Annotated in this window: 16 protein-coding genes; 5 read left to right on the forward strand and 11 right to left on the reverse strand. The window is 72.6% G+C overall.

Annotated elements, in window-relative coordinates; genetic code table 11:
* Window positions 1-20: 20 nt before the first annotated feature.
* Window positions 21-1,253, reverse strand: coding sequence for a radical SAM family heme chaperone HemW (gene hemW, locus ACZ61E_RS13780; protein WP_469699841.1), 1,233 nt, complete (start codon window positions 1,251-1,253; stop codon window positions 21-23).
* 40 nt (window positions 1,254-1,293) lie between these two features.
* Window positions 1,294-3,429: a SpoIIE family protein phosphatase gene (locus ACZ61E_RS13785; RefSeq protein ID WP_469699842.1), complete on the reverse strand. Its 2,136-nt coding sequence runs from the start codon at window positions 3,427-3,429 to the stop codon at window positions 1,294-1,296.
* 240 nt (window positions 3,430-3,669) lie between these two features.
* On the opposite strand from ACZ61E_RS13785, the gene ACZ61E_RS13790 reads away from it, so the two are divergent.
* The gene (locus ACZ61E_RS13790; RefSeq protein WP_469699843.1) at window positions 3,670-4,341 is read left to right on the forward strand and encodes a response regulator; all 672 of its coding nucleotides are present in this window, start codon (window positions 3,670-3,672) and stop codon (window positions 4,339-4,341) included.
* Window positions 4,342-4,392: 51 nt separating this feature from the next.
* Here the strand turns inward: ACZ61E_RS13790 and ACZ61E_RS13795 are convergent, their stop codons facing one another.
* Both ACZ61E_RS13795 and lepA read right to left on the reverse strand, forming a co-directional pair.
* A complete protein-coding gene (locus ACZ61E_RS13795; RefSeq protein WP_469699844.1) occupies window positions 4,393-6,282 on the reverse strand; it encodes an AMP-dependent synthetase/ligase in 1,890 nt (629 codons plus the stop codon).
* Between the two features lie 203 nt (window positions 6,283-6,485).
* Window positions 6,486-8,351 (reverse strand): translation elongation factor 4, encoded by a 1,866-nt coding sequence (gene lepA, locus ACZ61E_RS13800; protein WP_469699845.1) that lies wholly within the window; start codon window positions 8,349-8,351, stop codon window positions 6,486-6,488.
* A 201-nt stretch (window positions 8,352-8,552) separates the two neighbouring features.
* Here lepA and rpsT point away from each other — a divergent pair, with 201 nt between their 5' ends.
* A complete protein-coding gene (rpsT, locus tag ACZ61E_RS13805) occupies window positions 8,553-8,819 on the forward strand; it encodes a 30S ribosomal protein S20 (RefSeq protein WP_078077403.1) in 267 nt (88 codons plus the stop codon).
* Between the two features lie 291 nt (window positions 8,820-9,110).
* Here rpsT and holA read toward each other — a convergent pair whose 3' ends face one another.
* Window positions 9,111-10,097, reverse strand: coding sequence for a DNA polymerase III subunit delta (gene holA / locus ACZ61E_RS13810; protein ID WP_469699846.1), 987 nt, complete (start codon window positions 10,095-10,097; stop codon window positions 9,111-9,113).
* Window positions 10,098-10,166: 69 nt separating this feature from the next.
* On the opposite strand from holA, the gene ACZ61E_RS13815 reads away from it, so the two are divergent.
* Window positions 10,167-10,421, forward strand: a complete 255-nt coding sequence (locus ACZ61E_RS13815; RefSeq protein ID WP_469699847.1) for a hypothetical protein — start codon at window positions 10,167-10,169, stop codon at window positions 10,419-10,421.
* 9 nt (window positions 10,422-10,430) lie between these two features.
* Here ACZ61E_RS13815 and ACZ61E_RS13820 read toward each other — a convergent pair whose 3' ends face one another.
* The 6 genes from ACZ61E_RS13820 to leuS form a co-directional block, all read right to left on the reverse strand.
* Entirely contained in the window at window positions 10,431-11,276 is an 846-nt protein-coding gene (locus ACZ61E_RS13820; protein WP_469699848.1) for an arylamine N-acetyltransferase family protein, read from the reverse strand.
* A gap of 130 nt (window positions 11,277-11,406) precedes the next feature.
* Window positions 11,407-13,923 carry a ComEC/Rec2 family competence protein gene (locus tag ACZ61E_RS13825; protein ID WP_469699849.1) on the reverse strand — a complete coding sequence of 839 codons (2,517 nt, stop codon included), beginning with the start codon at window positions 13,921-13,923 and terminating at the stop codon, window positions 11,407-11,409.
* On the reverse strand, window positions 13,920-14,876 hold the full coding sequence (locus tag ACZ61E_RS13830) for a ComEA family DNA-binding protein (protein WP_469699873.1): 957 nt from the start codon (window positions 14,874-14,876) through the stop codon (window positions 13,920-13,922). The genes ACZ61E_RS13825 and ACZ61E_RS13830 overlap by 4 nt, the downstream gene beginning before the upstream one ends.
* Before the next feature lie 739 nt (window positions 14,877-15,615).
* Complete coding sequence (locus ACZ61E_RS13835) at window positions 15,616-16,461, reverse strand: DegV family protein (RefSeq protein ID WP_469699850.1); 846 nt, start codon at window positions 16,459-16,461, stop codon at window positions 15,616-15,618.
* Between the two features lie 235 nt (window positions 16,462-16,696).
* Window positions 16,697-17,566, reverse strand: coding sequence for a hypothetical protein (locus ACZ61E_RS13840; RefSeq protein ID WP_469699851.1), 870 nt, complete (start codon window positions 17,564-17,566; stop codon window positions 16,697-16,699).
* 216 nt (window positions 17,567-17,782) lie between these two features.
* The gene (gene leuS, locus ACZ61E_RS13845) at window positions 17,783-20,683 is read right to left on the reverse strand and encodes a leucine--tRNA ligase (protein ID WP_469699852.1); all 2,901 of its coding nucleotides are present in this window, start codon (window positions 20,681-20,683) and stop codon (window positions 17,783-17,785) included.
* Between the two features lie 484 nt (window positions 20,684-21,167).
* Here leuS and ACZ61E_RS13850 point away from each other — a divergent pair, with 484 nt between their 5' ends.
* Together ACZ61E_RS13850 and ACZ61E_RS13855 are read left to right on the forward strand one after the other, a co-directional pair.
* Entirely contained in the window at window positions 21,168-22,856 is a 1,689-nt protein-coding gene (locus ACZ61E_RS13850) for a hypothetical protein (RefSeq protein WP_469699853.1), read from the forward strand.
* The gene (locus tag ACZ61E_RS13855; RefSeq protein WP_469699854.1) at window positions 22,853-24,448 is read left to right on the forward strand and encodes an NADH-ubiquinone oxidoreductase-F iron-sulfur binding region domain-containing protein; all 1,596 of its coding nucleotides are present in this window, start codon (window positions 22,853-22,855) and stop codon (window positions 24,446-24,448) included. The genes ACZ61E_RS13850 and ACZ61E_RS13855 overlap by 4 nt, the downstream gene beginning before the upstream one ends.
* Window positions 24,449-24,454 lie beyond the last annotated feature (6 nt).

Below are 24,454 nucleotides of genomic sequence, written 5' to 3' on the forward strand. Positions count from 1 at the left end.
GCCGGCCCGCAGGGGCGGACTCAGTCCACCAGCCCCCGCACCACCGCGTCCGCCAGCAACCGCCCCCGCAGCGTCAGCACCGCCCGCCCCTCCCTGTACGGCCCCGCCTCCAGCAGCCCCTCCGACCGTGCCCGCCCCGCCGCAGCCAGCCCGGCCGGCCGCAGCAGCGACAGCTCCACACCGTCGGACAGCCGCAGCTCCAGCAGGATCCGCTCCACGCGCCGGTCCTCCGCCGTGAGGACCTCCCGGCCCGCCCCCGGCGACCGCCCCTCCGCCAGCGCCGCCGCGTACGCCCCGGGGTGCTTCACGTTCCACCACCGGACCCCGCCGACATGGCTGTGGGCGCCCGGCCCCGCGCCCCACCAGTCCGCGCCGCGCCAGTACAGCTCGTTGTGCAGGCAGCGCCCGGCGTCGGTGGTGGCCCAGTTGGAGACCTCGTACCAGGAGAACCCGGCCGCCGCCAGCGTCTCGTCCGCGATCAGATAGCGGTCGGCGTGCTCGTCGTCGTCGGTCATCGGGATCTCGCCGCGCCGGATGCGCCGGGCCAGCCCCGTGCCCTCCTCGACGATCAGCGCGTACGCCGAGATGTGGTCGGGCCCGGCGCCCACCGCCGCCGACAGCGAGGCGCGCCAGTCGTCGTCGCTCTCGCCGGGCGTGCCGTAGATCAGGTCGAGGTTCACGTGGTCGAACCCGGCCGCGCGGGCCTCGGCCACGCACGCCTCGGGCCGCCCGGGGGTGTGCGTACGGTCGAGCACCTTCAGGACGTGCTGTCTGGCGCTCTGCATACCGAAGGAGATCCGGTTGAAGCCGCCGTCGCGCAGCTCCGCGAGGTACGCCGGGTCGACGGACTCCGGGTTCGCCTCGGTGGTGACCTCAGCGTCGTCGGCGAGGCCGAACTCCTCGCGTACGGCGCCCAGCATCCGTACGAGGTCGGACGCGGCCAGCAGCGTGGGCGTACCGCCGCCGACGAAGACCGTGCGGACGGGCCTGGGGTCGTCGCCGAGTACCTTCCGGGCGAGCCGGATCTCGTCGGTCAGGGTGTCGGCGTAGTTGTCGCGGGAGGCCAGTACGCCGCCCGAGCCGCGCAGCTCGGTCGCCGTGTAGGTGTTGAAGTCGCAGTAGCCGCAGCGGGTGGCGCAGTACGGCACGTGGAGATAGAACCCGAGCGGCCGGTCCGCGGCGCCCTGGAGGGCGTGCGGGGGCAGCGCGCCGGTCTCGGGCATGGGGTCACCGTCGGGCAGTGCGGAAGGCATGCCCCCAGTGTCCCGCACCTCGCGGGTGCGCCGGCGCGCCTCACACCGCGCGCAGCACCAGCATCGCCAGGTCGTCCGAGGGCGGGCTCGGGTCGAAGTCGTGCACGGCGCGTCTGATCCGCTCGGCGACGCCCTGCGCGCTCAGTCCCGCGCAGCCCGCGAGGATCGCGGCGAGGCCGTCGTCGTCGTCCAGGAGCAGCCGTCCCGAGCGGCGCTCGGTGACGCCGTCGGTGACGCACAGGAGCGTGTCCCCGGAGGCCAGGTCGAAGCTGAGGCTCTCGTAGGCGACGTGCTCGTCGACCCCGAGGAGCAGTTGCGGCTCGGCGGCCGCCCGTACCGTCCCGTCGGGCCGCAGCAGCAGCGGCAGGGGGTGGCCGGCGCTGGCGAGGGTGCAGCGGGCGCCGCCGCCGGTGCCGGGCAGCGGCTCCAGCTGGCCGTAGAGCAGGGAGAGGAACCGGGACTGGCCACCGTCGGCGAGCCCGGCGCCCCGGCCGTCGTCGAGGCTCTTGCCGATGTCCTGGATGTCACCGAGCGGGCCCAGGTCGCTGAGCCCGTTCTCGCCGCCGGAGAGGTCCTGTCCGCCGGCCACGGCGACCATCAGCGCCGCGGCCTCGGCGGCCTCCATCGCGTCGTCCAGCAGGAGCCTGTTGAGCCGGTCGAGGACTTCGCCGACGCGGTACCCCTCGCGGGCCAGGAGCCGCAGCCAGGGGCGGGCCAGTCCGGTGACGACGGCGGCCTCGGGGCCGCTGCCCTGGACGTCGCCGAGCATGAAGCACCAGCGTCCGCCGGGCGGCGCGGGGAAGACGTCGTAGAAGTCGCCGCCGACCACTCCGTCGTCGGCGGGCTCGTACACGAGGTGGCTCTCGACACCCGGGATCCGGGCGACCTGGCTGGGCAGCAGGCCGCGTTGCAGGATGCGGCTGATGGTGGCCTGCCGGGTGTAGCGGCGGGCGGCGCCGATCGCGAGGCCGACCCGGCGGGCGAAGTCCTCGATGAGCGCGATCACTTCGTCGGGCATCCGCGCCAGGCGCCGGCGTCCGAGGACGAGGGTGCCCAGGGGGCGGCCGTTGGCGACGAGCCGGCAGGAGACGGCGGCGCCGTCGTGCGCGCCGGTCTGGCCCGAACCGGGCCAGGGGACGGGCACAGGAACGTTCCGCCCTGGGCTCGAACCCGTCGTGTCCTGGGCGTCCGGGGAGTCGAGCAGCCGGGGCGGCTCCTTCTCCAAGAGGGTGCGCAGGATCTCGATGCGGGACTCGTCGGCGTGCCAGACGCGGGCCAGTCGCGGTGCGGCGCCCGCCCTGCCGTGGCCTTCGCCCTCGCCGTCGAGCCAGATCGCGCACCAGTCGGCGATCCGGGGCACGAGCAGCTGACCGGCGAGTGCCGCGACCAGGTCCTCGTCGAGCTGTCCGGCCAGCAGGTCGGAGGCTTCGGCGAGGAAGGAGAGGGCGCCCCGGCTGATCCAGTCGGGATCCTCGCGCGCCGTTCCGCGCGGGGCGGGGGCGATGATCTCGGCGGCGCGCAGTCCGCGCCGGAGCGCGGGTTCGCCGACGACTCCGGCGGCTCCCGCCGCCGCGTCGTCGGCGCCGACCGCCGGGTCGTCGGCGGTCGGCCCGTCGAGGGGGAGACGGGCCCAGACGGTCTTGAGGCCGGTGCGGTAGGTGATGCCCCAGCGTTCCGTGAGGGCGGCGATGAGCTGGAGGCCCCGGCCGTACTCGGGGGAGCCGCCGCCGGCCGGGCCGTGCGCGTCGCTGCGCACCGAGCGGGCGGGGTGGTGGTCGGACACCTCGATGACGAGGGCGGCGGGCTCCCGCTCGGCCGCGCTCTCGTCGTCGGGTCTCTCCTCCACCTCACGGGGTGCTTCGAGCCGGCAGAGCAGTTCCACGTTGGTGCCCGCGTGCACGACCGCGTTGGTGACCAGTTCGTCGACGATCAGCACGGCGTCGTCGGCCAGTCCGTCCGTGCTGTGCCCGCCCGGCGGGCACGCCTCGTCGCCCTGGCACAGGGCACAGGTGGCGAGCAGCCCGAGGCTGGTCCACTCGGCGAGCGCCGCGCGCACGAAGCGGCGCGCGGCGGACGGGGCGAGCGGATTCCCCGGCAGGCTGGTGCGTGCCGTGCGTCGCTCGTCGTTCCTGAACGTCCGGCTCCGAGCCGGATTCGGCTCTTGCGGATCGCCCACGTTCCCACAGTCCCCTATAGGCCCCACGTGCGGCTCCTGGTCGTTTCCCTCGTTGCGCCGCTCACCACCCGGACAGAGTGACAGACTGAGCGTGCCCATAAGCGTCGAGTCGTCGAAAATGGGCGAAGAAGTGAACGAAGAACGGAGCTCGGAACCACTTCCCCGGCCGCCGCGCCCTCCCTCACCCCGTACCCCGGATTCCCCCGCACCCGGCCATCACGCACTCGGACGCCACTCACGATGAGCAACCCGATACCCACCGAACCGCCCGCCGACACACCGGTCACCGACCGCGCCGGCATCCTCCTCGTCGACGACATGGAGGAGAATCTCCTCGCCCTGGAAGCGGTGCTGGCATCGCTCAACGTGCCGCTGGTACGGGCCCGTTCGGGCGAGGAGGCGATACGGGCGCTGCGCCGCGAGCGGTTCGCCCTGGTCGTGCTGGACGTTCGGATGCCGGGCATGGACGGTTTCGACACCGCGGCCGGCATCAAGCGCCTCGATCAGGCCAAGGACGTCCCGATCATCTTCCTGACCGGGAGCGATCCCGACAGCGGCTTCACGTTCCGCGGCTACGCGACGGGGGCCGCCGACTTCATCCCCAAGCCGTTCGATCCGTGGGTGCTGCGCGCGAAGGCGACCGTCTTCCTCGAACTCCACCGCAAGAACCGCCAGTTGGAGGTCCTGCTCGCGCGTGATCACGTACAGCTCGCGGAGATGGCCCGGCGGCTCTCCGCCATCGGGTCCCTGCTCGGCGCGGAGGGCGACGACGCGGACGGCGGTGCCGGCGAGGGTGACGGCGACGCGAAGACCCTGCGCGGGCCCGGCGAGTTGGCGGCGCTGCGCGGCCATGTGGCCGGGCTGGACAACATACTGCGGGAATTACGCCGCGGACGGAGCCCTCAGCCGTAGTTCCCGGCCGACAGCCCCGCCCGCGTACTCATGTACGACGCGTAGATGCCTCTACGCCTCCCGCGCTCCGGCGTACATCTCGTCCAGCAGGTGCTTGTACTCGCGCTCCACGACGGGCCGCTTGAGCTTCAGGCTGGGCGTCAGCTCGCCGTGCTCGATGTCCAGGTCGCGCGGCAGCAGCCGGAACTTCCTGATCGTCTGCCAGCGCTGAAGCCCCTCGTTGAGCTGCTTCACATAGCCGTCGACCAGTTCCTGGGTCCGCGGCGACGCGACCACGTCGGCGTACGACGCGCCCTCCATACCGTTCTCGGCGGCCCAGCCGAGCAGCGCGGCCTCGTCCAGCGAGATGAGCGCGGTGCAGAAGTTCCGGTCGGCGCCGTGCACCAGGATGTTGGAGACGTACGGGCACACCGCCTTGAACTGGCCCTCGACCTCGGCCGGCGCGATGTACTTGCCGCCGGAGGTCTTGATCAGGTCCTTCTTGCGGTCGGTGATCCGCAGATAGCCGTCGACCGACAGCTCGCCGATGTCCCCGGTGTGGAACCAGCCGTCGGATTCGAGGACTTCGGCGGTCTTCTCGGGCAGTCCGTGGTAGCCGTCCATGATGCCGGGGCCGCGCAGCATGATCTCGCCGTCGTCGGCGATGCGGACCTCGGTGCCGGGCAGCGGCTTGCCGACGGTGCCGGTGCGGTACGCCTCGCCCGGGTTGACGAAGCTCGCGGCGCTCGACTCCGTCAGGCCGTAGCCCTCCAGGATGTGGATTCCGGCGCCGGCGAAGAAGAAGCCGATGTCGGGCGCGAGCGCGGCGGATCCGGAGATCGCGGCGCGCAGCTGTCCGCCGAACGCGTCGCGGAGCTTGGCGAAGACGAGCCTGTCGGCGACGGTGTGCTTGACGCGGAGCGTGAAGGGCACCGAAGCGGTGCCGGTGTGGCGGAAGTTGTCCTGGCCGGCCTTCGCGTACTCGCGCGAGACACCGGCGGCCCACTGGAAGATCTTGTACTTCGCGCCGCCGCCCGCCCGCGCCTTGGCCGCGACCCCGTTGTAGACCTTCTCGAAGATGCGGGGCACCGCCGCCATGTAGGTCGGCCGCACCACGGGCAGATTCTCGATGATCTTGTCGACGCGCCCGTCGACGGCGGTGACATGACCGACCTCGATCTGGCCGGAGGTCAGCACCTTGCCGAAGACGTGCGCGAGCGGCAGCCAGAGGTACTGCACGTCGTCCCTGGTGATGAGCCCGGTGGCGGCGATGGCCTTCGCCATGTACGACCAGTTGTCGTGCGGCAGCCGCACGCCCTTGGGGCGGCCCGTGGTGCCGGAGGTGTAGATGAGGGTGGCGAGCTGCTCGGCCGTGATCGCGCCGACCCGCTCCTTGACGACACCGGGGTGCTCCTGGAGGTACTTCGTCCCGCGCTCCTCCAGTTCGGCGAGCGAGAGCACCCAGCCCTCCGGGTCGCCGTCGGCGGGCTTCGCGTCCGCCGTCTCGATCACCACGACATGGGCGAGGTCGGGCAGCTCGGCCCGGCGCTCACGCGCCTTGGCGAGCTGGGCGGCGTCCTCGGCGATCAGGACCCGGCTCCCGGAGTCGGCGAGGATGTACGCGCACTCGTCGGCGTTGGTCGAGGGGTAGACCGTCGTGGTCGCGGCGCCCGCGCACATCACCCCGAGGTCGGCGAGGATCCACTCGACACGGGTGGCGGCGGCGAGCGCGACGCGCTCCTCGGCACGTACGCCGAGCGCGATCAGACCGGCCGCCACCGCGTACACGCGCCCCGCGGCCTGGCCCCAGCTCAGGGACTTCCAGTCGTCGGGGCCCTCGCCCGAGGCGGAGGGAACGGGATAGCGGTAGGCCTCGGCGTCCGGCGTCGCCGCCACGCGCTCAATGAAGAGGGCCGCCACCGACGGCGGCCTGTTCTCGATCAAGGTCTTTGTGTCGCTCACGACGTCCTCCGGGCCCCGCAAAGCTGCGCGACTGGCTTGTTGTTTAACTGGTGAGTAACCATCGAGCAGTGATCAGACTAGAGGGCACCCGCCCGGTGCGTAAGAGGACGCGTGCAGCCGCTTCATAACGAACCGGACCCGTGCATGACGCACGGGCCCGGGCGCCTGAGCGCGCGGGCCCGGACCCCTGACCTACCGGCGAGTCACTTCTTCTTGCCCGACGACTCGTCACTGGAGAGCACCGCGATGAACGCCTCCTGCGGGACCTCCACGCTGCCGACCATCTTCATCCGCTTCTTGCCCTCCTTCTGCTTCTCCAGCAGCTTGCGCTTCCGGGAGATGTCACCGCCGTAGCACTTGGCGAGAACGTCCTTACGGATGGCGCGGATCGTCTCGCGGGCGATCACCCGCGAGCCGATGGCCGCCTGGATGGGCACCTCGAAGGCCTGGCGCGGGATGAGCTCCCTGAGCTTGGCGACGAGCCGGACGCCGTACGCGTACGCCTGGTCCCGGTGCGTGATGGCGGAGAAGGCGTCGACCTTGTCGCCGTGCAGCAGGATGTCGACCTTGACGAGCTGGGCGCTCTGCTCACCGGTGGGCTCGTAGTCCAGCGAGGCGTAACCACGGGTCTTGGACTTCAGCTGGTCGAAGAAGTCGAAGACGATCTCGGCGAGCGGGAGGGTGTAGCGGATCTCGACCCGGTCGGCGGAGAGGTAGTCCATGCCGAGGAGCGTGCCGCGGCGTGTCTGGCACAGCTCCATGATCGAGCCGATGAACTCACTGGGCGCCAGGATCGTGGCCCGCACGACGGGCTCGTGCACCGAGTCGATCTTCCCCTCGGGGAACTCGCTCGGGTTGGTGACGGTGTGCTCCTTGCCGTCCTCCATCTCGACCCGGTAGACCACGTTCGGCGCGGTCGCGATCAGGTCGAGGTTGAACTCACGCTCCAGCCGCTCCCGGATCACGTCGAGGTGCAGCAGCCCGAGGAAGCCGACACGGAAGCCGAAGCCGAGGGCCGCGGAGGTCTCCGGCTCGTAGACCAGCGCCGCGTCGTTGAGCTGGAGCTTGTCGAGGGCGTCGCGCAGCTCGGGGTAGTCCGAGCCGTCCAGCGGATAAAGACCGGAGAACACCATCGGCTTGGGGTCCTTGTAGCCGCCCAGCGGCTCGGTCGCCCCCTTGCTGAACGAGGTGATCGTGTCACCGACCTTGGACTGCCGCACGTCCTTCACGCCGGTGATGAGGTAGCCGACCTCGCCGACGCCCAGGCCGTCCGCCGGGGTCATCTCGGGCGAGGAGACACCGATCTCCAGCAGTTCGTGGGTGGCGCCGGTCGACATCATCCGGATGCGCTCGCGCCTGTTGAGCTGGCCGTCGATGACACGGACGTAGGTGACGACGCCCCGGTAGGAGTCGTACACCGAGTCGAAGATCATCGCGCGCGCCGGGGCGTCCGCGACGCCGACCGGCGGGGGCACGTCCTTGACGACCCGGTCGAGCAGCGCGTCCACGCCGACACCGGTCTTCGCGGAGACCTTCAGGACGTCCTCGGTCCGGCAGCCGATGAGGTTCGCCAGCTCCTCGGAGAACTTCTCGGGCTGCGCGGCCGGCAGGTCGATCTTGTTGAGCACCGGGACGATGGTGAGGTCGTTCTCCATCGCCAGATAGAGGTTGGCGAGGGTCTGCGCCTCGATCCCCTGGGCGGCGTCCACCAGCAGGATCGTGCCCTCGCAGGCGGCGAGCGAGCGGGAGACCTCATAGGTGAAGTCCACGTGGCCCGGAGTGTCGATCATGTTCAGGACATGGGTCGTTCCCTGGTCAGGACCCTCGTTGGGGGCCCACGGCAGCCGGACCGCCTGGGACTTGATCGTGATGCCGCGCTCGCGCTCGATGTCCATCCGGTCGAGGTACTGAGCGCGCATCTGCCGCTGGTCGACGACTCCGGTCAGCTGGAGCATCCGGTCGGCGAGCGTCGACTTGCCGTGGTCGATGTGCGCGATGATGCAGAAATTACGGAGCAGCGCCGGGTCCGTACGGCTCGGCTCGGGCACGTTGGTAGGGGTCGCGGGCACGCAGGGTCCTGATTCTTGAGACGCGCGGCGTCTCGTCTCGGGTCGACATCGGATCGATACGTAGGCTCCATCGTCCCACGGGTACGGGGCTGCGCCCGGTTTGGGCCGGTCGGACGGTCACTGGTAGCGTGGGCGGCTGTGTCTTCCGCTGTCTCGGCGCGGGCACTCATTCAAAGATCATCGAACCTGAAAAGGCATTTCGTGGCGAACATCAAGTCCCAGATCAAGCGGAACAAGACCAACGAGAAGGCGCGCCTGCGCAACAAGGCCGTCAAGTCGTCGCTCAAGACCGCGATCCGCAAGGCCCGCGAGGCCGTCGTCGCCGGTGACGTCGAGGCGGCCAACGTGGCCGTCCGCGAGGCGTCGCGCAAGCTCGACAAGGCTGCCTCGAAGGGTGTCATCCACAAGAACGCCGCCGCCAACAAGAAGTCGGCGCTGGCGTCCAAGGTTGCCGCCCTCCAGGGCTGAGCGACTGTCTGCTCACTCTTGATTCCAACCGCCGGAACGGACTCAGCGGGCCCTCTCTACCGCTCCTGACCGGTGTCTTACGGATTCGCACACGACTGCGTTCGCCACGCGGGTGCGGATCCAGCCAGGTTTGACGACGAAGGCCCCGGTACGCCGTACCGGGGCCTTCGGCACGAGGTACGCGGCTTGCGGCTCCCCTGCTCCGGTCCCCACGGCAACGCGGCAACGCGGCAACGCGGCGAGGGACGCGTACCGGCCGCCGTGAGCCGGACGCCGGTTCGAAAACAGGACCTAGCGGCCGGCGCGGGCCGCGCGGGCGATGGTGACGACCGCCTTCTCCAGCGCGTACTCGGGGTCGGCGCCGCCGCCCTTGACGCCTTCGTCGGCCTCCGCGACCGCGCGCAGCGCCGTCGCCACCGCGTCCGGGGTCCAGCCCCGCATCTGCTGGCGGACCCTGTCGATCTTCCACGGCGGCATGCCCAGCTCGCGGGCGAGGTCGGCGGGCCGGCCGCCCCGCGCCGACGAGAGCTTGCCGATGGCGCGCACGCCCTGCGCCAGGGCGCTGGTGATCAGTACGGGCGCGACCCCGGTCGACAGGGACCAGCGCAGGGCTTCGAGCGCCTCGGCCGCGCGGCCCTCCACGGCCCGGTCGGCGACGGTGAAGCTGGACGCCTCGGCGCGGCCCGTGTAGTAGCGGGCGACGACGGCCTCGTCGATCGCCCCCTCGATGTCGGCGACGAGCTGGGACACCGCGCTCGCCAGCTCCCGCAGATCACTGCCGATCGAGTCGACCAGCGCCTGGCACGCCTCGGGGGTGGCCGAGCGCCCCAGCGAGCGGAACTCCGACCGTACGAAACCCAGCCTTTCGGCGGGCTTGGTCGTCTTCGCGCACGGCACCTCACGGGCGCCGGCCTTGCGGGCCGCGTCCAGCAGGGCCTTGCCCTTGGGTCCGCCCGCGTGCAGCAGGACGAGCGTGATCTCCTCGGCCGGCGCGTCGAGATACGCCTTGACGTCCTTGATCGTGTCGGCCGAGAGGTCGTGCGCGTTCCGGACGACGACGACCTTGCGCTCGGCGAACAGCGACGGGCTCGTCAGCTCGGCGAGGGTGCCCGGAAGGAGCTGGTCGGAGGTGAGGTCGCGCACGTCCGTGTCCGGGTCGGCGGCGCGGGCCGCCGCCACGACCTGCTGGACGGCGCGGTCCAGCAGCAGGTCCTCCTGGCCCACGGCGAGCGTGAGAGGGGCGAGCGGATCGTCGGGGGAAGTCTTCCTGGTGGCCATCGCGGTCCAGCATCGCACGGCCCACCGACACCGCCCGGACCACCGCCCGCGGTACGGGAGAATGACCGGGTGAGTGATGTTCGACATGTACTGGTGCTGCCCGACCGCGACGCCGCGGAGGAGGTCGCGGGCGAACTCGCCGACCGCTTCGGCGTGCTGGAGGAGCCCCAGCTCGTACGGGACGCCCTGGCCGGCGAGGACGACGCCGAGGACGCGCAGTGGCTGGTCGTGATCGAGGACGCGGGGTCCCGGCTGGACCCCGCGGCGCTGGACGCCTTCGCGGGCGAGTACGAGGGGTGGCTCGAAGCGCCCGCCGAGGGGTGAGAGCGCCCCTCAACCGCACGTGCCGGACGTCCAGCTGCGTCCTTCCCTGCGTCCTTCGGTCCTCACGCGCGGCACCTGGTCGAGCTCCAGCCCGAAGTGCTCCCGGTAGGCGGCCAGGACCTCGGCGTCCCCCTCCAGCCGCCGCTCGTTCCGGTCGCCGGCCACGGTGGTGATCAGGGTGCTGCCGGTGAGCGTGATCCGGCCGTCGGCGGTGTTCCGGGAACAGACCAGCGAGCGGGTGAAGTGGGAGTCCGGCGACGTCCGGTGGTACCAGGCGCCGGCGGTGAAGTCGGCGAGCGCACGCGGCCGTTGGTCGACCCGGAACTGGGGCTTGCCGTCCCTGACGACGTCGAGGTCCCCGTCCGGGCCCGCCACGATCCGGAACGTACCGGCGGGGTCCTCCTGGTCACCGCGCTCGTCGCGGGAGAGCGGATGGGCGCTGTGGCTCCCGAAGCCCACGTCGGCGAACCACCGGTCCGTGTCACGTCCCGACCCGGCCGGGGCGGGTGTCTCGACGAGGAGCGTCATGTGGTCGTACGGGATCCCCAGACCTCCGTCCGCCGTGAACACCCGGGCCTGGAGGAGCGTCACCCGGAAACCGAGCCCACGCAGCAACACCGCGAAGGCGCCGTTGAGTTCGTAGCAGAAACCTCCCCTTCTCCTGTCCACGACCTTGGCGGCCAGCGCCCGCTCCTCCAGGACGATCTCCTCGCCCAGATGCACGGACAGATTCTCGAACGGCACGGTCCGCAGATGCCGGACCTGAAGGTCCCGCAGCGCCGTGGCGTCCGGTACGGCGGGCCGGTCGGCGCCGATCCGGCGCAGATAGTCGGAGATGGTCCGGGACATGTCCATGACCTCAGTCTGTCCCGGCGGCCCCCTTCCCACCATGCGTCGTTCGTCCTGGTCCGAACGACCGGGACCCCGGCGGACCCCGGTCCGGCCGACCGGGACCCCGCGACGGGCCGCGCCGACGCGGGGCCGGTCATCCGGGCCCGCGCGCCACGGCCCGCAGCCCCTCCCCCGCGCCGGTCACGGCGACGGCGCCGTCGGTGTCGGTCCGCATCACCACCGCTCCCTGGGCCCGCAGCGCGCCCACCGTGCGCGGGGACGGATGGCCGTACGGGTTGTCCCGGCCGCAGGAGATCAGGGCCAGCCGGGGCCGCACCGTACGCAGGAGTCCGGGGTCCTGGAAGGCCGAACCGTGGTGGGCGACCTTCAGCACATCCACCGGTGGCAGGGCCGGATGGTCCCTCGACAGGCCCTGCTGCGCGGGCGGTTCGAGATCGCCGGGCAGCAGCAGCGTCGTACCGCCCGCCGTCCGGACGAACAGCGTGACACTGGCGTCGTTCGGCCCGCCCGCGCCCAGCCCCGGGCCCGCCCTCGGCCACAGCACCCGCCAGTCGAGCGGCCCGACCCGGCGCCGCTCCCCCGGTGTGGCGCGTACCAGCGGGACGTTCGCGGCCTCCGCCGTGCGCCGCACGAACGCTGCCTGCTCCCACGGCTCCTGAAGGGCCGTCGTCTGGATGGCACCGACCGTCCTGCCCCGCAACACCCCCGGCAGCCCGGTGACATGGTCGGCATGGAAGTGGCTGACCACGAGCAGCGGCACACGGGTGATCCCGAGATCCCGCAGACAGCGGTCGGCCAGCTTCGGATCGGGACCGGCGTCCACGACCACCCCCGCGCCCTCACCGGCCGCGAGCACCATCGTGTCGCCCTGGCCGACGTCGCACATCGCCAGCGCCCAGCCCGGCGGCGGCCAGCCGGTGACCATCCGGGTGAAGGGAGCCGGCCGCAGGACCGCCAGCAGCAGGAGCACCACACAGCCGGCGGCGACCCACGGGCCGCGTATCCGCCGTACCGCGCACACGACGAGGACGGTGATGAGCGCCAGCAGCGCCCCGCCCCGCCAGCCACCTGGCCACTCGGCCTCGGCTCCCGGCAGCGAGGCGCCGGTACGCGCGACGGAGGCGATCCATTCGACCGGCCAACCCGCGCACCAGGCCAGCAGCTCGGCGACCGGCATCGCCACCGGCGCCGTCGCGAGCGCGGCGAACCCGAGCACCGTCGCGGGCGCCACGGCCAGTTCGGCGAACAGGTTGCAGGGGATCGCGACGAGGCTGACCCGCGCGGCGAACACCGCCACCACCGGTGCGCAGACCGCCTGCGCCGACGCGGCAGCCGCCAGTACCTCGGCGAGCCGGGGCGGTACGCCGCGCCGCTGCATCGCCGCACTCCAGCGCGGCCCGATGGTGAGCAGCGCGCCCGTGGCGGACACGGACAGGACGAAGCCGAAACTGCGCGCCAGGGCCGGGTCCCAGAGAACGAGGAGCAGTACGGCGGCTGCCAGCGCCGGGATCAGTGATCTGCGGCGGCCGGTACCGATGGCGAGCAGGGTGATCAGTCCGCAGGCCGCCGCCCGCAGCACACTCGGCTCCGGTCGGCAGACCACCCCGAAGGCGAGCGTGAGCGCCCCGCCGAACACGGCGGTCGACCGCAGCGAGATCCCCAGACGCGGGGCGAGTCCGCGCCGCTCGGCCCGCAGGGCGAGCCCCGGAGGCCCGATGAGCAGGGCGAGAACGATCGTCAGATTGCTTCCGGAGACGGCGAGCAGATGGGAGAGGTCGGTCGCGGTGAACGCGTCGTGCAGTTCGGGCGGGATACGGGAGACGTCCCCGACGACCAGTCCGGGCAGCAGGGCCCGCGCGTCCGCCGAAAGCCCGTCCGTCGCCTCCCGCAGCCCGGCGCGCAGGTCACCGGCCGTGCGCTGCGGACCGGTCGGCTCGCGTACGACCCTCGGCGGCCCGCTCCCCTCCACCCGCAGCACCGCCGCGTACCGCTCGTCGCCCTCCGTCGGCGGCGCGAGCCGCCCGGCCAGGCTGAGCCCGGTGGACGGCAGCAGCCGCTGCCACGCCTCGGCGCCTCCGCCTGCCCCGGCCTGCGCGAAGACGAGCACAGGCGTACGGAGGGTGGTGACGGCTCCGTCCGCGGACCTCACGCGCGTGAGGTCCGCGTCCAGGACGAGACCGGCCGCCGAGAGTGCCTCGCCCCGGACCCTCGGCCTGGTGGGACGCGGGTCGGAGGTGACGGTCAGGTCGACGGTGACGCGCGCGTACCGCTCGGCCAGTCCCGGGACCGGGCCCTGGTGCCGGTCGGCGCCGTGCAGCCAGGCGGAGCCCGCCCCGGCCGCGGCGCAGAGCAGCACCGCGGCGACCGCGACACCGTTCACCCGTCGCCGGACGCCACTCGGCCCGGCAGGGGTCCGGCGTCCCCGCCGCGTCGGGACGAGAGCCGCCCGCACCAGCAGCGCACCGGCCAGGACCAGCGCGGCCAGCACCGCGCCGGCGGTCCAGTCACCCGGGGCGCCCGTCGCCAGGGCCGCAGCGGCCCAGGCCGCCAGCGCGGGCGGAACCAGCCGCAGATCGGCCGGGCCCTCCTGATGGGGGTCCGCGGCACCGAGAGGGTGGCCGGAGGCGGCATGAACTGCCGCGCGGGTCACGGCCGTACACGGGGCTCGATGTCCGCGAACCGGCGCTCGCCGATCCCGTTCACCTCGCGCAGCTCGTCGACGGACCGGTATCCGCCGTGCTCGGTGCGGTAGTCGATGATGTGCTGCGCGAGCACCGGGCCGACGCCGGGCAGTGTGTCGAGCTGTTCCACGGTGGCGGTGCTCAGGCTCACCGGCGCCCCGGCGGCACCGCCGGGCCCACCCGGCACGGCCGCTCCCCCGCCCGGCGCGACCTGTCCGGGTGGCGCGGGGCCTCCGACGACCACCTGCTCGCCGTCCACCAGCACGCGTGCCCGGTTGAGCCCGGTCAGGTCGGCGCCGGGCTTGACTCCCCCGGCGGCCCGGAGCGCGTCGGTGACCCTCGACCCGGCGGGCAGCCGGTGGACGCCCGGACTGCGCACCTTGCCGCTGACGTCGATCACCACCCGCTTGGCCGGTGGCGCGGCGGGCGGCGGTGCTCCCGGCGACGGTTCCGGCTGCCGCGCGGAGCCGCTCGCGGCCACCTCCTCACGGACGGTCTCCGGCGCGCTGACCGGCTGCGGCCTGCCGGACCAGAAGTGCTGGGCCGCCAGGACGGCGGCGACGACCAGCACCACTGTCAGAGCGGCCAGGGTCCTGGGCTCCAGCCCACATCTGAGCTGCACCCACACGGGTAACCGATCCCGCAGCGCGACCCACACCCGCTCACGCCGCCCACTCGCCGGCGCCCCGTCCGGTGGCAACGGCGAAACGGCCGCCGGTGCCGATCCCTGTGCCGGTGCCGGTGCTGTAGACCGTTGCCGGCTCGCACCCACCGGCGCCCGCCCGCCTGTCGGCGCCACCCCGCCACGACCACCACCCGCAGCCCCGACCGGAGTCGATGCCGGAACCGCGACCGAACCGGCTGCCGGTCCTGGTACTTGAGCTGGTCGCGGGCCCGCGCCCACCGGCGCCCGCCCGCCCATGGGCGCCACCCCGCCGGCGCCGACCGTAATCGGCGGCGAACCCACTGCCGCGACCGAAACAGGTGCCGGTCCTGTTACCGGAGCTGGTAGCGGGCCCGCAACCACCGGCGCCCGCCCGCCCATGGGCGTCACCCCGCCGGCGCCGACCGTAATCGGCGGCGAACCCACTGCCGCGACCGAAACAGGTGCCGGTCCTGTTACCGGAGCTGGTAGCGGGCCCGCAACCACCGGCGCCCGCCCGCCCATGGGCGCCACCCCGCCGGCGCCGTGCGCCACGCCGACCGCAGTCAGCGGCGAACCCGGTGCCGCGACTGGCACCGCAGTCGGTGCCGGGCTCGCGGGCCGCGTCGGGGTCGTAGTTGTCGTGGTGGGGCCCCCGGCTGCGGGCACCCCCGTGCCGGGTGTGGCGCCGAACAGGGCGTCGGCGCGGCGGCGCAGCGCGGCGGGCGTCGGCCTCGTACCCGCGCGCCGGTGGCGCGGGCGCGGCGTGGACGAGGAACGGCGGGCACGGCCGTCGGAGGTCGAGGATCGACCCGGACCGCTGGTCACGCTGTGTGATCGAATAGTCATGCCCCAGACGGTAGGGACTCCCGCCCCATCCCGCCGAGAAGGCCGAATTACCGTGGAAAACTCACCAGTTGTGGATAACTCGGCCACCCGAACGAGTGCTTCCGCGCCCCCAGCGCGACCACACCCACACCCACACCCAGGATCAGAACCAGCAGCCCCCGCCCCCGCCTCAGCGCGGCGAGACCACGGCCCCCAGCAGCCCCGGCCCGGTGTGCGCCCCGATCACCGCGCCCACCTCGCTCACATGCAGCTCCGCGAGACCCGGCACCCGCTCCCGCAGCCGGTCGGCGAGCGCGCCGGCCCGTTCGGGCGCAGCGAGATGGTGCACGGCGATGTCGACCTGCCCGGTGCCGGCCCGGTCCGCGACGATCTCCTCAAGGCGCGCGATCGCCTTCGACGCCGTACGCACCTTCTCCAGCAACTCGATCCGGCCGCCGTCCAGTTGAAGCAGCGGCTTCACGGCGAGCGCCGAGCCGAACAGCGCCTGCGCGGTGCCGATACGGCCGCCGCGCCGCAGGTAGTCCAGGGTGTCGACGTAGAAGTACGTGTACGTCCCGGCGGCCCGCTTCTCCGCCGCCGCCACCGCCTCGTCCAGCGAGCCGTCCGACTCCGCCGTCTCGGCCGCCGCCAGGGCGCAGAAACCGAGGGCCATCGCCACCATGCCGGTGTCCACGACCCGTACCGGCACCGGCGCCTCGCGCGCGGCGAGGACGGCCGCGTCGTACGTCCCGGAGAACTCCGCCGACAGGTGCAGCGAGACGACGCCCGTCGCACCGGCTTCGGCGGCCGACCGGTAGACGTCGGCGAAGACCTCGGGGCTCGGCCGGGAGGTGGTCACGGAGTGCCGCTTCTGAAGCGCGAGGGCGAGCGATCTGGCCGAGATCTCGGTGCCCTCTTCGAGTGCCCGGTCGCCCAGCACCACGGTCAGCGGCACGGCGGTGATGCCATGGCGTTCCATCGCCTGCGGCGGCAGGTAGGCCGTTGAATCGGTGACGATCGCGACATGGCGGGACATGAGCGGGAGGTTACCCGCCGCGACCACCGGTCGGGCGCCCGGCCCCGCCTCGCCGGGTGAATCGGCGGGTGAATTCGAAGAGGTCCCCATCGGCTTCCGCCTCTTCCTGCTTCCACGTTCTCGTCCCGGCGGTGCCGTGCGTCTGACGGCCTGCCGTCCGCCATGCGTGTGCCCGCCCCGGACATCCGCAACCACCGCCCATCGGCGGTGAGCGGACACGCGGCGGTCGCTCCGGTCAGTTCGTCGTCTCCGGCCGTGCGGACTTCTCCTGCCACGGATAGGTCGTCTGCCGGGGGTCCGGCGGGTCGATCGCCTGTGGCCGTCCGGCGACGGGCGGCGGCTGGGGCCATGTCTGGTCGGCGAGCGTGGGCTCCGCGCCCTCCGCCCGCTCGGTGCGCCCGCCGGGCTGCCCGGTCTGCTCCGGGGCTGACGTCTCCGGCTCCGGCCACTCCATCGGCTGCGGTCGCACGGGCCCCGTCCGCGTGTTCTGCCCGGCCTGCGTGTTCTGGTCCCCGTGCGCGTTCTGGTCCCCGTGCGCGTTCCGGTCCGCGTCCGGTTCCACCGCGGACCAGTGCCGCAGCGCGCCGGACTCGACGTCGATCTGTTCGCTCAGCAGCGTCAGCTCGTCCTCGGAGAACTTCCGCGCCCGGTCCCTCGCCGCCCAGCGCAGCGAATCGGCCGACTTCGTGATCCGTTCCGTACGGTCGCGCAGCTCGGGCAGGCGCTGCGAGATCGTCGCGCGGTCCGGGTCCCGCTCCAGCCGCCTCAGCTCGTCGTCCAGCTCGCGCCCGTACACACTCAGCCGCTGGAAGAGGCTGATGGACTCGGCCAACGAGGCGTCCTCCGCCTCGTTGGCCCGCAGCGCCTCCTGGGTGGCGCGCATGGACGTACGCAGCGAGAGCCGGAGCTGCGCCAGCTCGGCCGTCACTCCGGTCTGCCCGAGGCTCTTGGCTCTCAGGGTGGTGTCCTCGACGGTCCGGCGGGCCTGCGTGATCGTGCGGTCCACACCCCGCTTCGCCGCGCGGACCGCTTTGACGCTCACGAACACGCCCAGGGCCACGAATGCGACAAAGAGCAGCGCCACGATCAAAAGCACGGCCTCCATGGTGGATGCCTCTCCGGTGTCGACGTCGGTACCTCCACGGTAAACGGAACGGGCAGCCCGAGGGTTCCGCCGGAACCCTCAAACTGCCCGTAGGGGAAAGCCCTGTACCGGCACCAGGCCGTGCGCGTGCCCGCCCGGGGCCCGGGAAGACCCCGTAGAGCCCCCGAGCCGCCGCCGACACCCGCCGGGACTCCCCTCGCTCCGCGCCGTAGGCGGCTACGCGGGCACGATGTTGACCAGCTTCGGCGCCCGCACGATGACCTTCCGGATCCCCGCGCCGCCCAGCGCCGCGACCACCGCGGCGTCACCCAGCGCCAGCGCCTCCAGATCCGCGTCCGAGATCGACGGGGAGACCTCCAGCCTCGCCCTGACCTTGCCCTTGACCTGGACGACGCAGGTGACGGACTCGTCCACCAGATACGCCGGGTCGGCGACCGGGAACGCCTCGTGCACGACCGAGCCGGTGTGCCCCAGCTTGCGCCACAGCTCCTCGGCGACGTGCGGCGCCAGCGGCGCCGTCAGCAGCACCAGCCGCTCGGCCACCGAGCGGGCGATCGGCGCGCCCGTCTTGGTCAGATGGTTGTTCAGCTCGGTGATCTTGGCGATGGCGGTGTTGAAGCGCAGCGCGGCCATGTCCTGGCCGACGCCGTCGATCGCCTTGTGCAGGGCGCGCAGCGTCGTCACGTCGATGTCGGCGTCGGGGACGTCGAGGACCGTGACCTCTCCGGTCGCCTCGTCCACCACATTGCGCCACAGCCGTTGCAGGAGCCGGTACTGGCCCACCACCGCGCGGGTGTCCCACGGCCGTGAGACGTCCAGCGGGCCCATGGCCATCTCGTACAGCCGCAGGGTGTCGGCGCCGTACTCCGCGAAGATCTCGTCCGGAGTGACCGCGTTCTTCAGGGACTTGCCCATCTTGCCCAGCAGCTTGCTGACCTTCTCGCCGCGGTACCAGTGGCCGTCCTCGCGCTCCTCGACCTCGGCCGCCTCGACCGCGATGCCGCGGCTGTCGCGGTAGACGAACGCCTGGATCATGCCCTGGTTGTACAGCTTGTGGAACGGCTCCACGGACGAGACATGGCCCAGGTCGTACAGCACCTTGGACCAGAAGCGCGCGTACAGCAGGTGCAGCACGGCGTGCTCGGCGCCGCCCACGTACAGGTCGACGCCGCCGTGCGGCATGCCCTCGCGGGGGCCCATCCAGTACCGCTCGACGGTGGGGTCGACCAGCTCCCGCGTGTTGTGCGGGTCCAGGTAGCGCAGCTCGTACCAGCACGAACCGGCCCAGTTCGGCATGGTGTTGGTCTCGCGGCGGTAGCGCCGTACGCCCTTGCCGTCGCCCAGGTCCAGGTCGACGGAGACCCACTCCTCGTTGCGCGACAGCGGCGTCTCGGGGCGGGTGTCCGCGTCGTCCGGGTCGAACGTGCGGGGCGAGTAGTCGTCGACCTCGGGCAGCTCCAGCGGCAGCATCGACTCGGGCAGCGCGTGCGCGACGCCGTCCTCGTCGTAGACGACGGGGAACGGCTCGCCCCAGTACCGCTGCCGGCTGAACAGCCAGTCACGCAGCCGGAAGTTGACGGTTCCCTCGCCGATCCCCTCGGCGACCAGCCATTCGGTGATCCTCGCCTTGGCCTCGACGACACCCAGACCGTCCAGGGTGACGGCGGGAGCCGACGAGTTGACGATCGTGGCTTCGTACGCGACGAACGCGTCGTCCCACTCGGCGGGGTCGGTGCCCCGGCCGTCCTTCGGCTCCACGACGCAGCGCATCGGCAGTTCAAAGGCGCGTGCGAACGCGAAGTCACGGCTGTCGTGCGCCGGGACGGCCATGATCGCGCCGGTGCCGTATCCCATCAGCACGTAGTCCGCGATGAAGACCGGGATCCGCTCGCCGTTGGCCGGATTGGTGGCATAGCCACCGGTGAAGACGCCCGTCTTGTCCTTGGCCTCGGCCTGCCGCTCGACGTCGGACTTGGACGCGGCCTGCTTGCGGTACGCGTCGACGGCGTCGGCGGGCGTCGCGTGGCCGCCGGTCCACACGTCGTGCGTGCCCTCGGGCCAGGCGGCGGGCACGATCTTCTCGACCAGTTCGTGCTCCGGCGCCAGCACCATGTACGTGGCGCCGAACAGCGTGTCCTGACGCGTGGTGAAGACGGTGACGGCACCGGCGTCGCCGACCGGGAAGTCGACGCGCGCGCCCTCGCTGCGCCCGATCCAGTTGCGCTGCTGCTGCTTGATGGCGTCGGGCCAGTCCAGCGCGTCCAGGTCGTCCAGCAGCCGGTCGGCGTAGGCCGTGATGCGCATGTTCCACTGGCGCAGCTTGGACTTGAAGACGGGGAAGTTGCCGCGCTCGGAGCGTCCGTCGGCGGTGACCTCCTCGTTCGCCAGGACGGTGCCGAGGCCCGGACACCAGTTGACGGGGGCGTCGGAGGCGTACGCCAGGCGGTACCCGCCCAGGATGTCGGCGCGCTCCTTCTCGCTCAGCGCGCTCCAGCCGCGGCCGTCCGGCGTCGGGCGCTCGCCGCTCTCGAACCGGGCCACCAGCTCGGTGATCGGGCGGGCCGCGCCGGCCTCGGGGTCGTACCAGGAGTTGAAGATCTGTACGAAGATCCACTGCGTCCAGCGGTAGAACTCGGGGTCGATCGTGGCGATCGAGCGCCGCTTGTCGTGGCCCAGGCCCAGTCGGCGCAGCTGCCGCGTCATGTTCTCCATGGCGGCCTCGGTCGACTCCCGGGGGTGGGTGCCGGTGCTGATCGCGTACTGCTCGGCGGGCAGGCCGAAGGCGTCGAAGCCGAGCGTGTGCAGGACGTTGTAGCCGCTCATGCGCTGGTGGCGGGCGTAGACGTCGGTGGCGATGTAGCCGAGCGGGTGCCCGACGTGCAGTCCGGTCCCGGAGGGGTACGGGAACATGTCCATGACGTACTTCTTGGGGCGCTCGACGACGGCCGGGTCACCGGCCAGGTCACCCGTCGGGTTCGGCGCGCGGTAGGTGCCGTCCGCGTCCCAGAAATCCTGCCAGCGTGCCTCGATGTCGGCGGCCATGGCAGCCGTGTAGCGGTGCGGCGCGGTCGGTGCGGTCGTCTCCGCGCCGGCGGCGGCCGGATTCGTCTCGCTCATGTCCTCTGAAGCTCCATCGATCGTCTCTGCCGCGGGAATGAAAAAACCCCTCGCACAGGAGGGGCAGCCACGCTGATTCCGACCGGACCGGTCATCCGTCGGTACTGATCAGCGCGGCTCGCCAAGCAGAAGGCGTACGGCACGCATGCGAGCAGGGTACCGCAGCGGACACAGCGCTCGCATGCCGCATTCGGGGCGGTATGGAGAGTGCGGTCCGGCGGCGGCGACGGCGATTCGCGACAGCGACGGGGCGTTCGACGGCCATACAGGATCGTTCGAGACGGGAACAGGTCATTGGCCTCTATGTGATTCATCGAACCTTCGACGCCCGAGTTACCCCGCGTATCGACCCTATCCGGGGCATCCCCAGGGGCAGTTGACGCTCCGTCCGCCCGTTAAACCAGCAAACGGCGTACTGCCCGGTATGGAGCGACTTAGCATGCGGCAACGGGACCGCTTTGCCGAGCCATTCGGAGTTGCCCCTATGAACTTTCACAAGATCCGTTCATCGCTTCCCCCGAGCCACGGCATGAGCCGCTCGGTCCAGGGAGGGTTGTCGGTCGCCGCGCTGGTACTGATCCCTCTCCTGGCCGTCGCGGGGAGTGACGGGTTCCGCGCGATGCTCGACTTCACCACCGGTGTCCTGTCGCTGGTCTCCCTGACGGCCGCCGTCGCCTGGGGCCTGATGGCCACGGACCGGCTGCTGCTCTCCCCGCGTCACCGGCTGCTCGCCCAGGGCATCCACCGGTTCACGGCCATGGCGTCCCTCGGTTTCCTGCTGCTGCACGCCACGGTGAAGGTCTCGCTCGGGCATGTGGCGCTGATCGGTGCCGTACTGCCCTTCAGCCTCGGGATCACCGGCACGAGCGGCCTCATCGGCCTCGGCTCGCTCGCCGGGTTCCTGATGGTCGTCGCCGCCTCGACGGGCGCGCTGCGCAGCGCCTTCGCCGTCCCCGGCCGGATCGCCGGCCGCTGGCGCGCGCTGCACATGCTGGCGTACCCGGCGTGGTGCTTCGCGCTGATGCACGGGCTGTACGCGGGGCGTGCCGCCGCCACCTGGGTGATGACGCTGTACTGCCTGTCGCTCATCGGCGTCATCGGCGCCGTCTCCGTACGGCTGCTGCCGCCCCCGGTCCAGCGCCGCCTCGCCGACAGGATCCTCACCCTGACCGGCGGCGTGCGCGAGATCCCCGAACCGGAGCAGTCGGAGCGCCGCGATCCGACCCGTGAACCGCTGCCCGGTACGGCGGGTCTGCCACGGGTGGAGTTCGAGCAGCGTTTCCCGCGCCGGCGCTCCGCCTCCGACCCGGCCTCTCCCCCGGTGTCGGCGCTGCCGCTCGGTCCGCCACTGGGCGCGGCGCGGGTACCGCCGCGCATCGCCCCGCCGTCGCCGCCTCTTTACGAGGCGGGGCGCCCGCAGGGCGCGGACCCGTTCGCGGACACCTTCGTCCCCGACTCCTTCACTCCGCCGCCGTCGGCCGCGCCGTACGCCGCCGCCCCGCCGGCGCCGCCCTCGGCCGCCCACGCCGACCCGCTGGCGGACACGTTCGTCGACCAGGGACGCGGTTCCGGTGCGGGCGGCGCCCCGGGTGCCGGTACGGGCCTCCCCCGTACGGGCCCCGGTACGGGCCTGTCGGCCGGCTACCGGGCCGTCTCGCTCGGCGCCGACCCCTCGGCGCGCACACCGGCCCCCGCGCCGGCGCCCCCGCCCTTCGCGGGTCCGTCCGACCCGCTGACATCGCCCGAGGTCCCGTACGCCGAGCGCGTCCCCATGACCGAGGAGATACCGGTCATCAGCGAGCCGTCGGCCGCCGGGGCCGGTCTGTGGCCCACGCCGTCGCCCCCGCCCCCCGTCCAGGCCCGCGCCCACGAGCAGGGCGCCGCCAGCGCCGCGCCGCCGCCCGTGACGGACCCGTACCGGCAGCCGTCGCCGTACCAGCAGGACCACCAGCGGCGGGAGACCTTCCAGCGCACTGAGACGAACCAGCGGTCCGGCACGTACCTACGGTCGGCCCCCTACTCACAGCCCGACGCCGCCCCGGGGCCCGGCACCCGCCAACAAGCCGCCCCCCACCGGCAGTCGGACGACACGTTCCGGCAGCCTCCCGCCGACGGCGGGGGAACCCCGAGTGCCGGTGAACCCTGGTACCCACCCGCAGGAGACCGACCGTGAACGCCCCTCTCCCCGATGTCCCCGAAGTCCGTGTCGTCGGCCTTCCCCAGCTGACACAGGGATTCGACCTCGTCGAGCGACTCGACCTCGCCATGCATCTGAAGGTGCACGGGCCGCTGGAGCCGATGACCGGGGAACTGCTCGCCCAGCTCGCCGAGAACATCACCCTGCGCGGACGCGGCGGCGCCGGTTTCCCGTTCGGCAAGAAGCTCCGCGCCGTCGCCAAGGCGTCGATCCGGCGCGGGGTGCGCCCCGTCGTCGTCGTCAACGGCAGTGAGGGCGAGCCGGCCTGCCGCAAGGACACGGTGCTGCTCAACCGGGCGCCCCATCTCATACTCGACGGCGCCCTGTTGGCGGCCGAGGCGCTGGGGGCGCGCACCCTGGTCGTCGCCGTCACCCGCAACTCCACCGAGATGTCGATGCGGGCCGCGCTCGCCGAACGCGGCCTGTCCGACCGGCGCGGGCAGCAGCTGCGGGCGCGGGTGGTCCGTACGCCCGAGCGCATGGTCTCCGGTGAGGCGTCGTCCGTCATCCGCGCGGCGAACGGCGGGCCCGCCCTGCCGCCCGGCCGCCGTGTGCGGGCCGCCGAGTCGGGCATCGGAGGCGCCCCGACACTGCTGTCCAACGCCGAGACGTACGCGCAACTCGCCATCGGCGCCAGGATCGGCGCGCGCCGCTACGGGCACACGGGGCTCGACGCGGAGCCCGGCACGGTCATGCTCACCCTCTCGGGCGCCGTCGCGCGTCCGATGGTCGTGGAGGTGCCGACGGGGGTGCCGCTGCGCTACGTACTCCAGCTCGCCGGGGCGCCGCCGCTCCCCCAGGGCGTGCTGACCGGTGGCTACCACGGCAACTGGATCGACTCCGTGGCCGCGCACGACGCGGTCGTCTCGCGCGAGTCCCTCGCTGCGGTGGGCGGTTCCCTCGGCGCGGGCGCGATCCTGCCGATCGGCCCCGAGACCTGCCCGCTGGGCGAGGCGCTGCGGGTGGCCAACTGGCTCGCCGCCGAGACGTCCGGCCAGTGCGGGCCGTGCAGGCTCGGCCTGCCGGCCGCGGCGGGCGGCCTGAGCGACGTACTGAACGGGGGCGGTCCCGCGGCCCTGGAGGCGCTGCGCGAGGTCACCCAGGCGGTACGGGGGCGGGGGGCGTGCAAACACCCCGACGGTTCCGCGCGCTTCTTCATGTCCACCCTCTCCGCCTTCACCGACGACCTCGCCGCGCATGTGCTGGACGGCGGCTGCGGTCGCGACACCACCGGTGTGCTGCCGCTGCCGGGCCCCGGCTACCAGACCGCGGAGGAGTCGATCCCGAGCGGCGAGAAGCTGGCGGTCGACTGGACGCTCTGCCAGGGCCACGGCCTCTGCGCGGACATCGTGCCCGAGCTGATCAGGCTCGGCCCCGACGGCTTCCCCGCGCTCGCCGACGCCTCCGTACCCATGCATCTGCGGGGCCGCGCCCAGCGCGCCGTACGGCGCTGCCCGGCGCTCGCGCTCCGTATCGAACAGCCGGAGCCGCAGCGCCCCGTCCGGCCGGGAGGCCCGGCGGCCCTGCCGCGGGGCGGTGGCAGGAAGGCCCTCGGCATGGGGCGCTGACGCGTC

The organism is Streptomyces sp. NPDC104581, from assembly GCF_055583685.1.

Excerpts from the sequence above, each read along its gene's own strand:
- hemW (WP_469699841.1), bottom strand. The coding sequence starts at position 1,253 with ATGCCTTCCGCACTGCCCGACGGTGACCCCATGCCCGAGACCGGCGCG.
- holA (WP_469699846.1), bottom strand. The coding sequence starts at position 10,097 with ATGGCCACCAGGAAGACTTCCCCCGACGATCCGCTCGCCCCTCTCACG.
- ACZ61E_RS13790 (WP_469699843.1), top strand. The coding sequence starts at position 3,670 with ATGAGCAACCCGATACCCACCGAACCGCCCGCCGACACACCGGTCACC.
- ACZ61E_RS13830 (WP_469699873.1), bottom strand. The coding sequence starts at position 14,876 with ATGGGCGGGCGGGCGCCGGTGGGCGCGGGCCCGCGACCAGCTCAAGTA.
- ACZ61E_RS13835 (WP_469699850.1), bottom strand. The coding sequence starts at position 16,461 with ATGTCCCGCCATGTCGCGATCGTCACCGATTCAACGGCCTACCTGCCG.
- ACZ61E_RS13850 (WP_469699853.1), top strand. The coding sequence starts at position 21,168 with ATGAACTTTCACAAGATCCGTTCATCGCTTCCCCCGAGCCACGGCATG.
- ACZ61E_RS13820 (WP_469699848.1), bottom strand. The coding sequence starts at position 11,276 with ATGGACATGTCCCGGACCATCTCCGACTATCTGCGCCGGATCGGCGCC.
- leuS (WP_469699852.1), bottom strand. The coding sequence starts at position 20,683 with ATGAGCGAGACGAATCCGGCCGCCGCCGGCGCGGAGACGACCGCACCG.
- ACZ61E_RS13840 (WP_469699851.1), bottom strand. The coding sequence starts at position 17,566 with ATGGAGGCCGTGCTTTTGATCGTGGCGCTGCTCTTTGTCGCATTCGTG.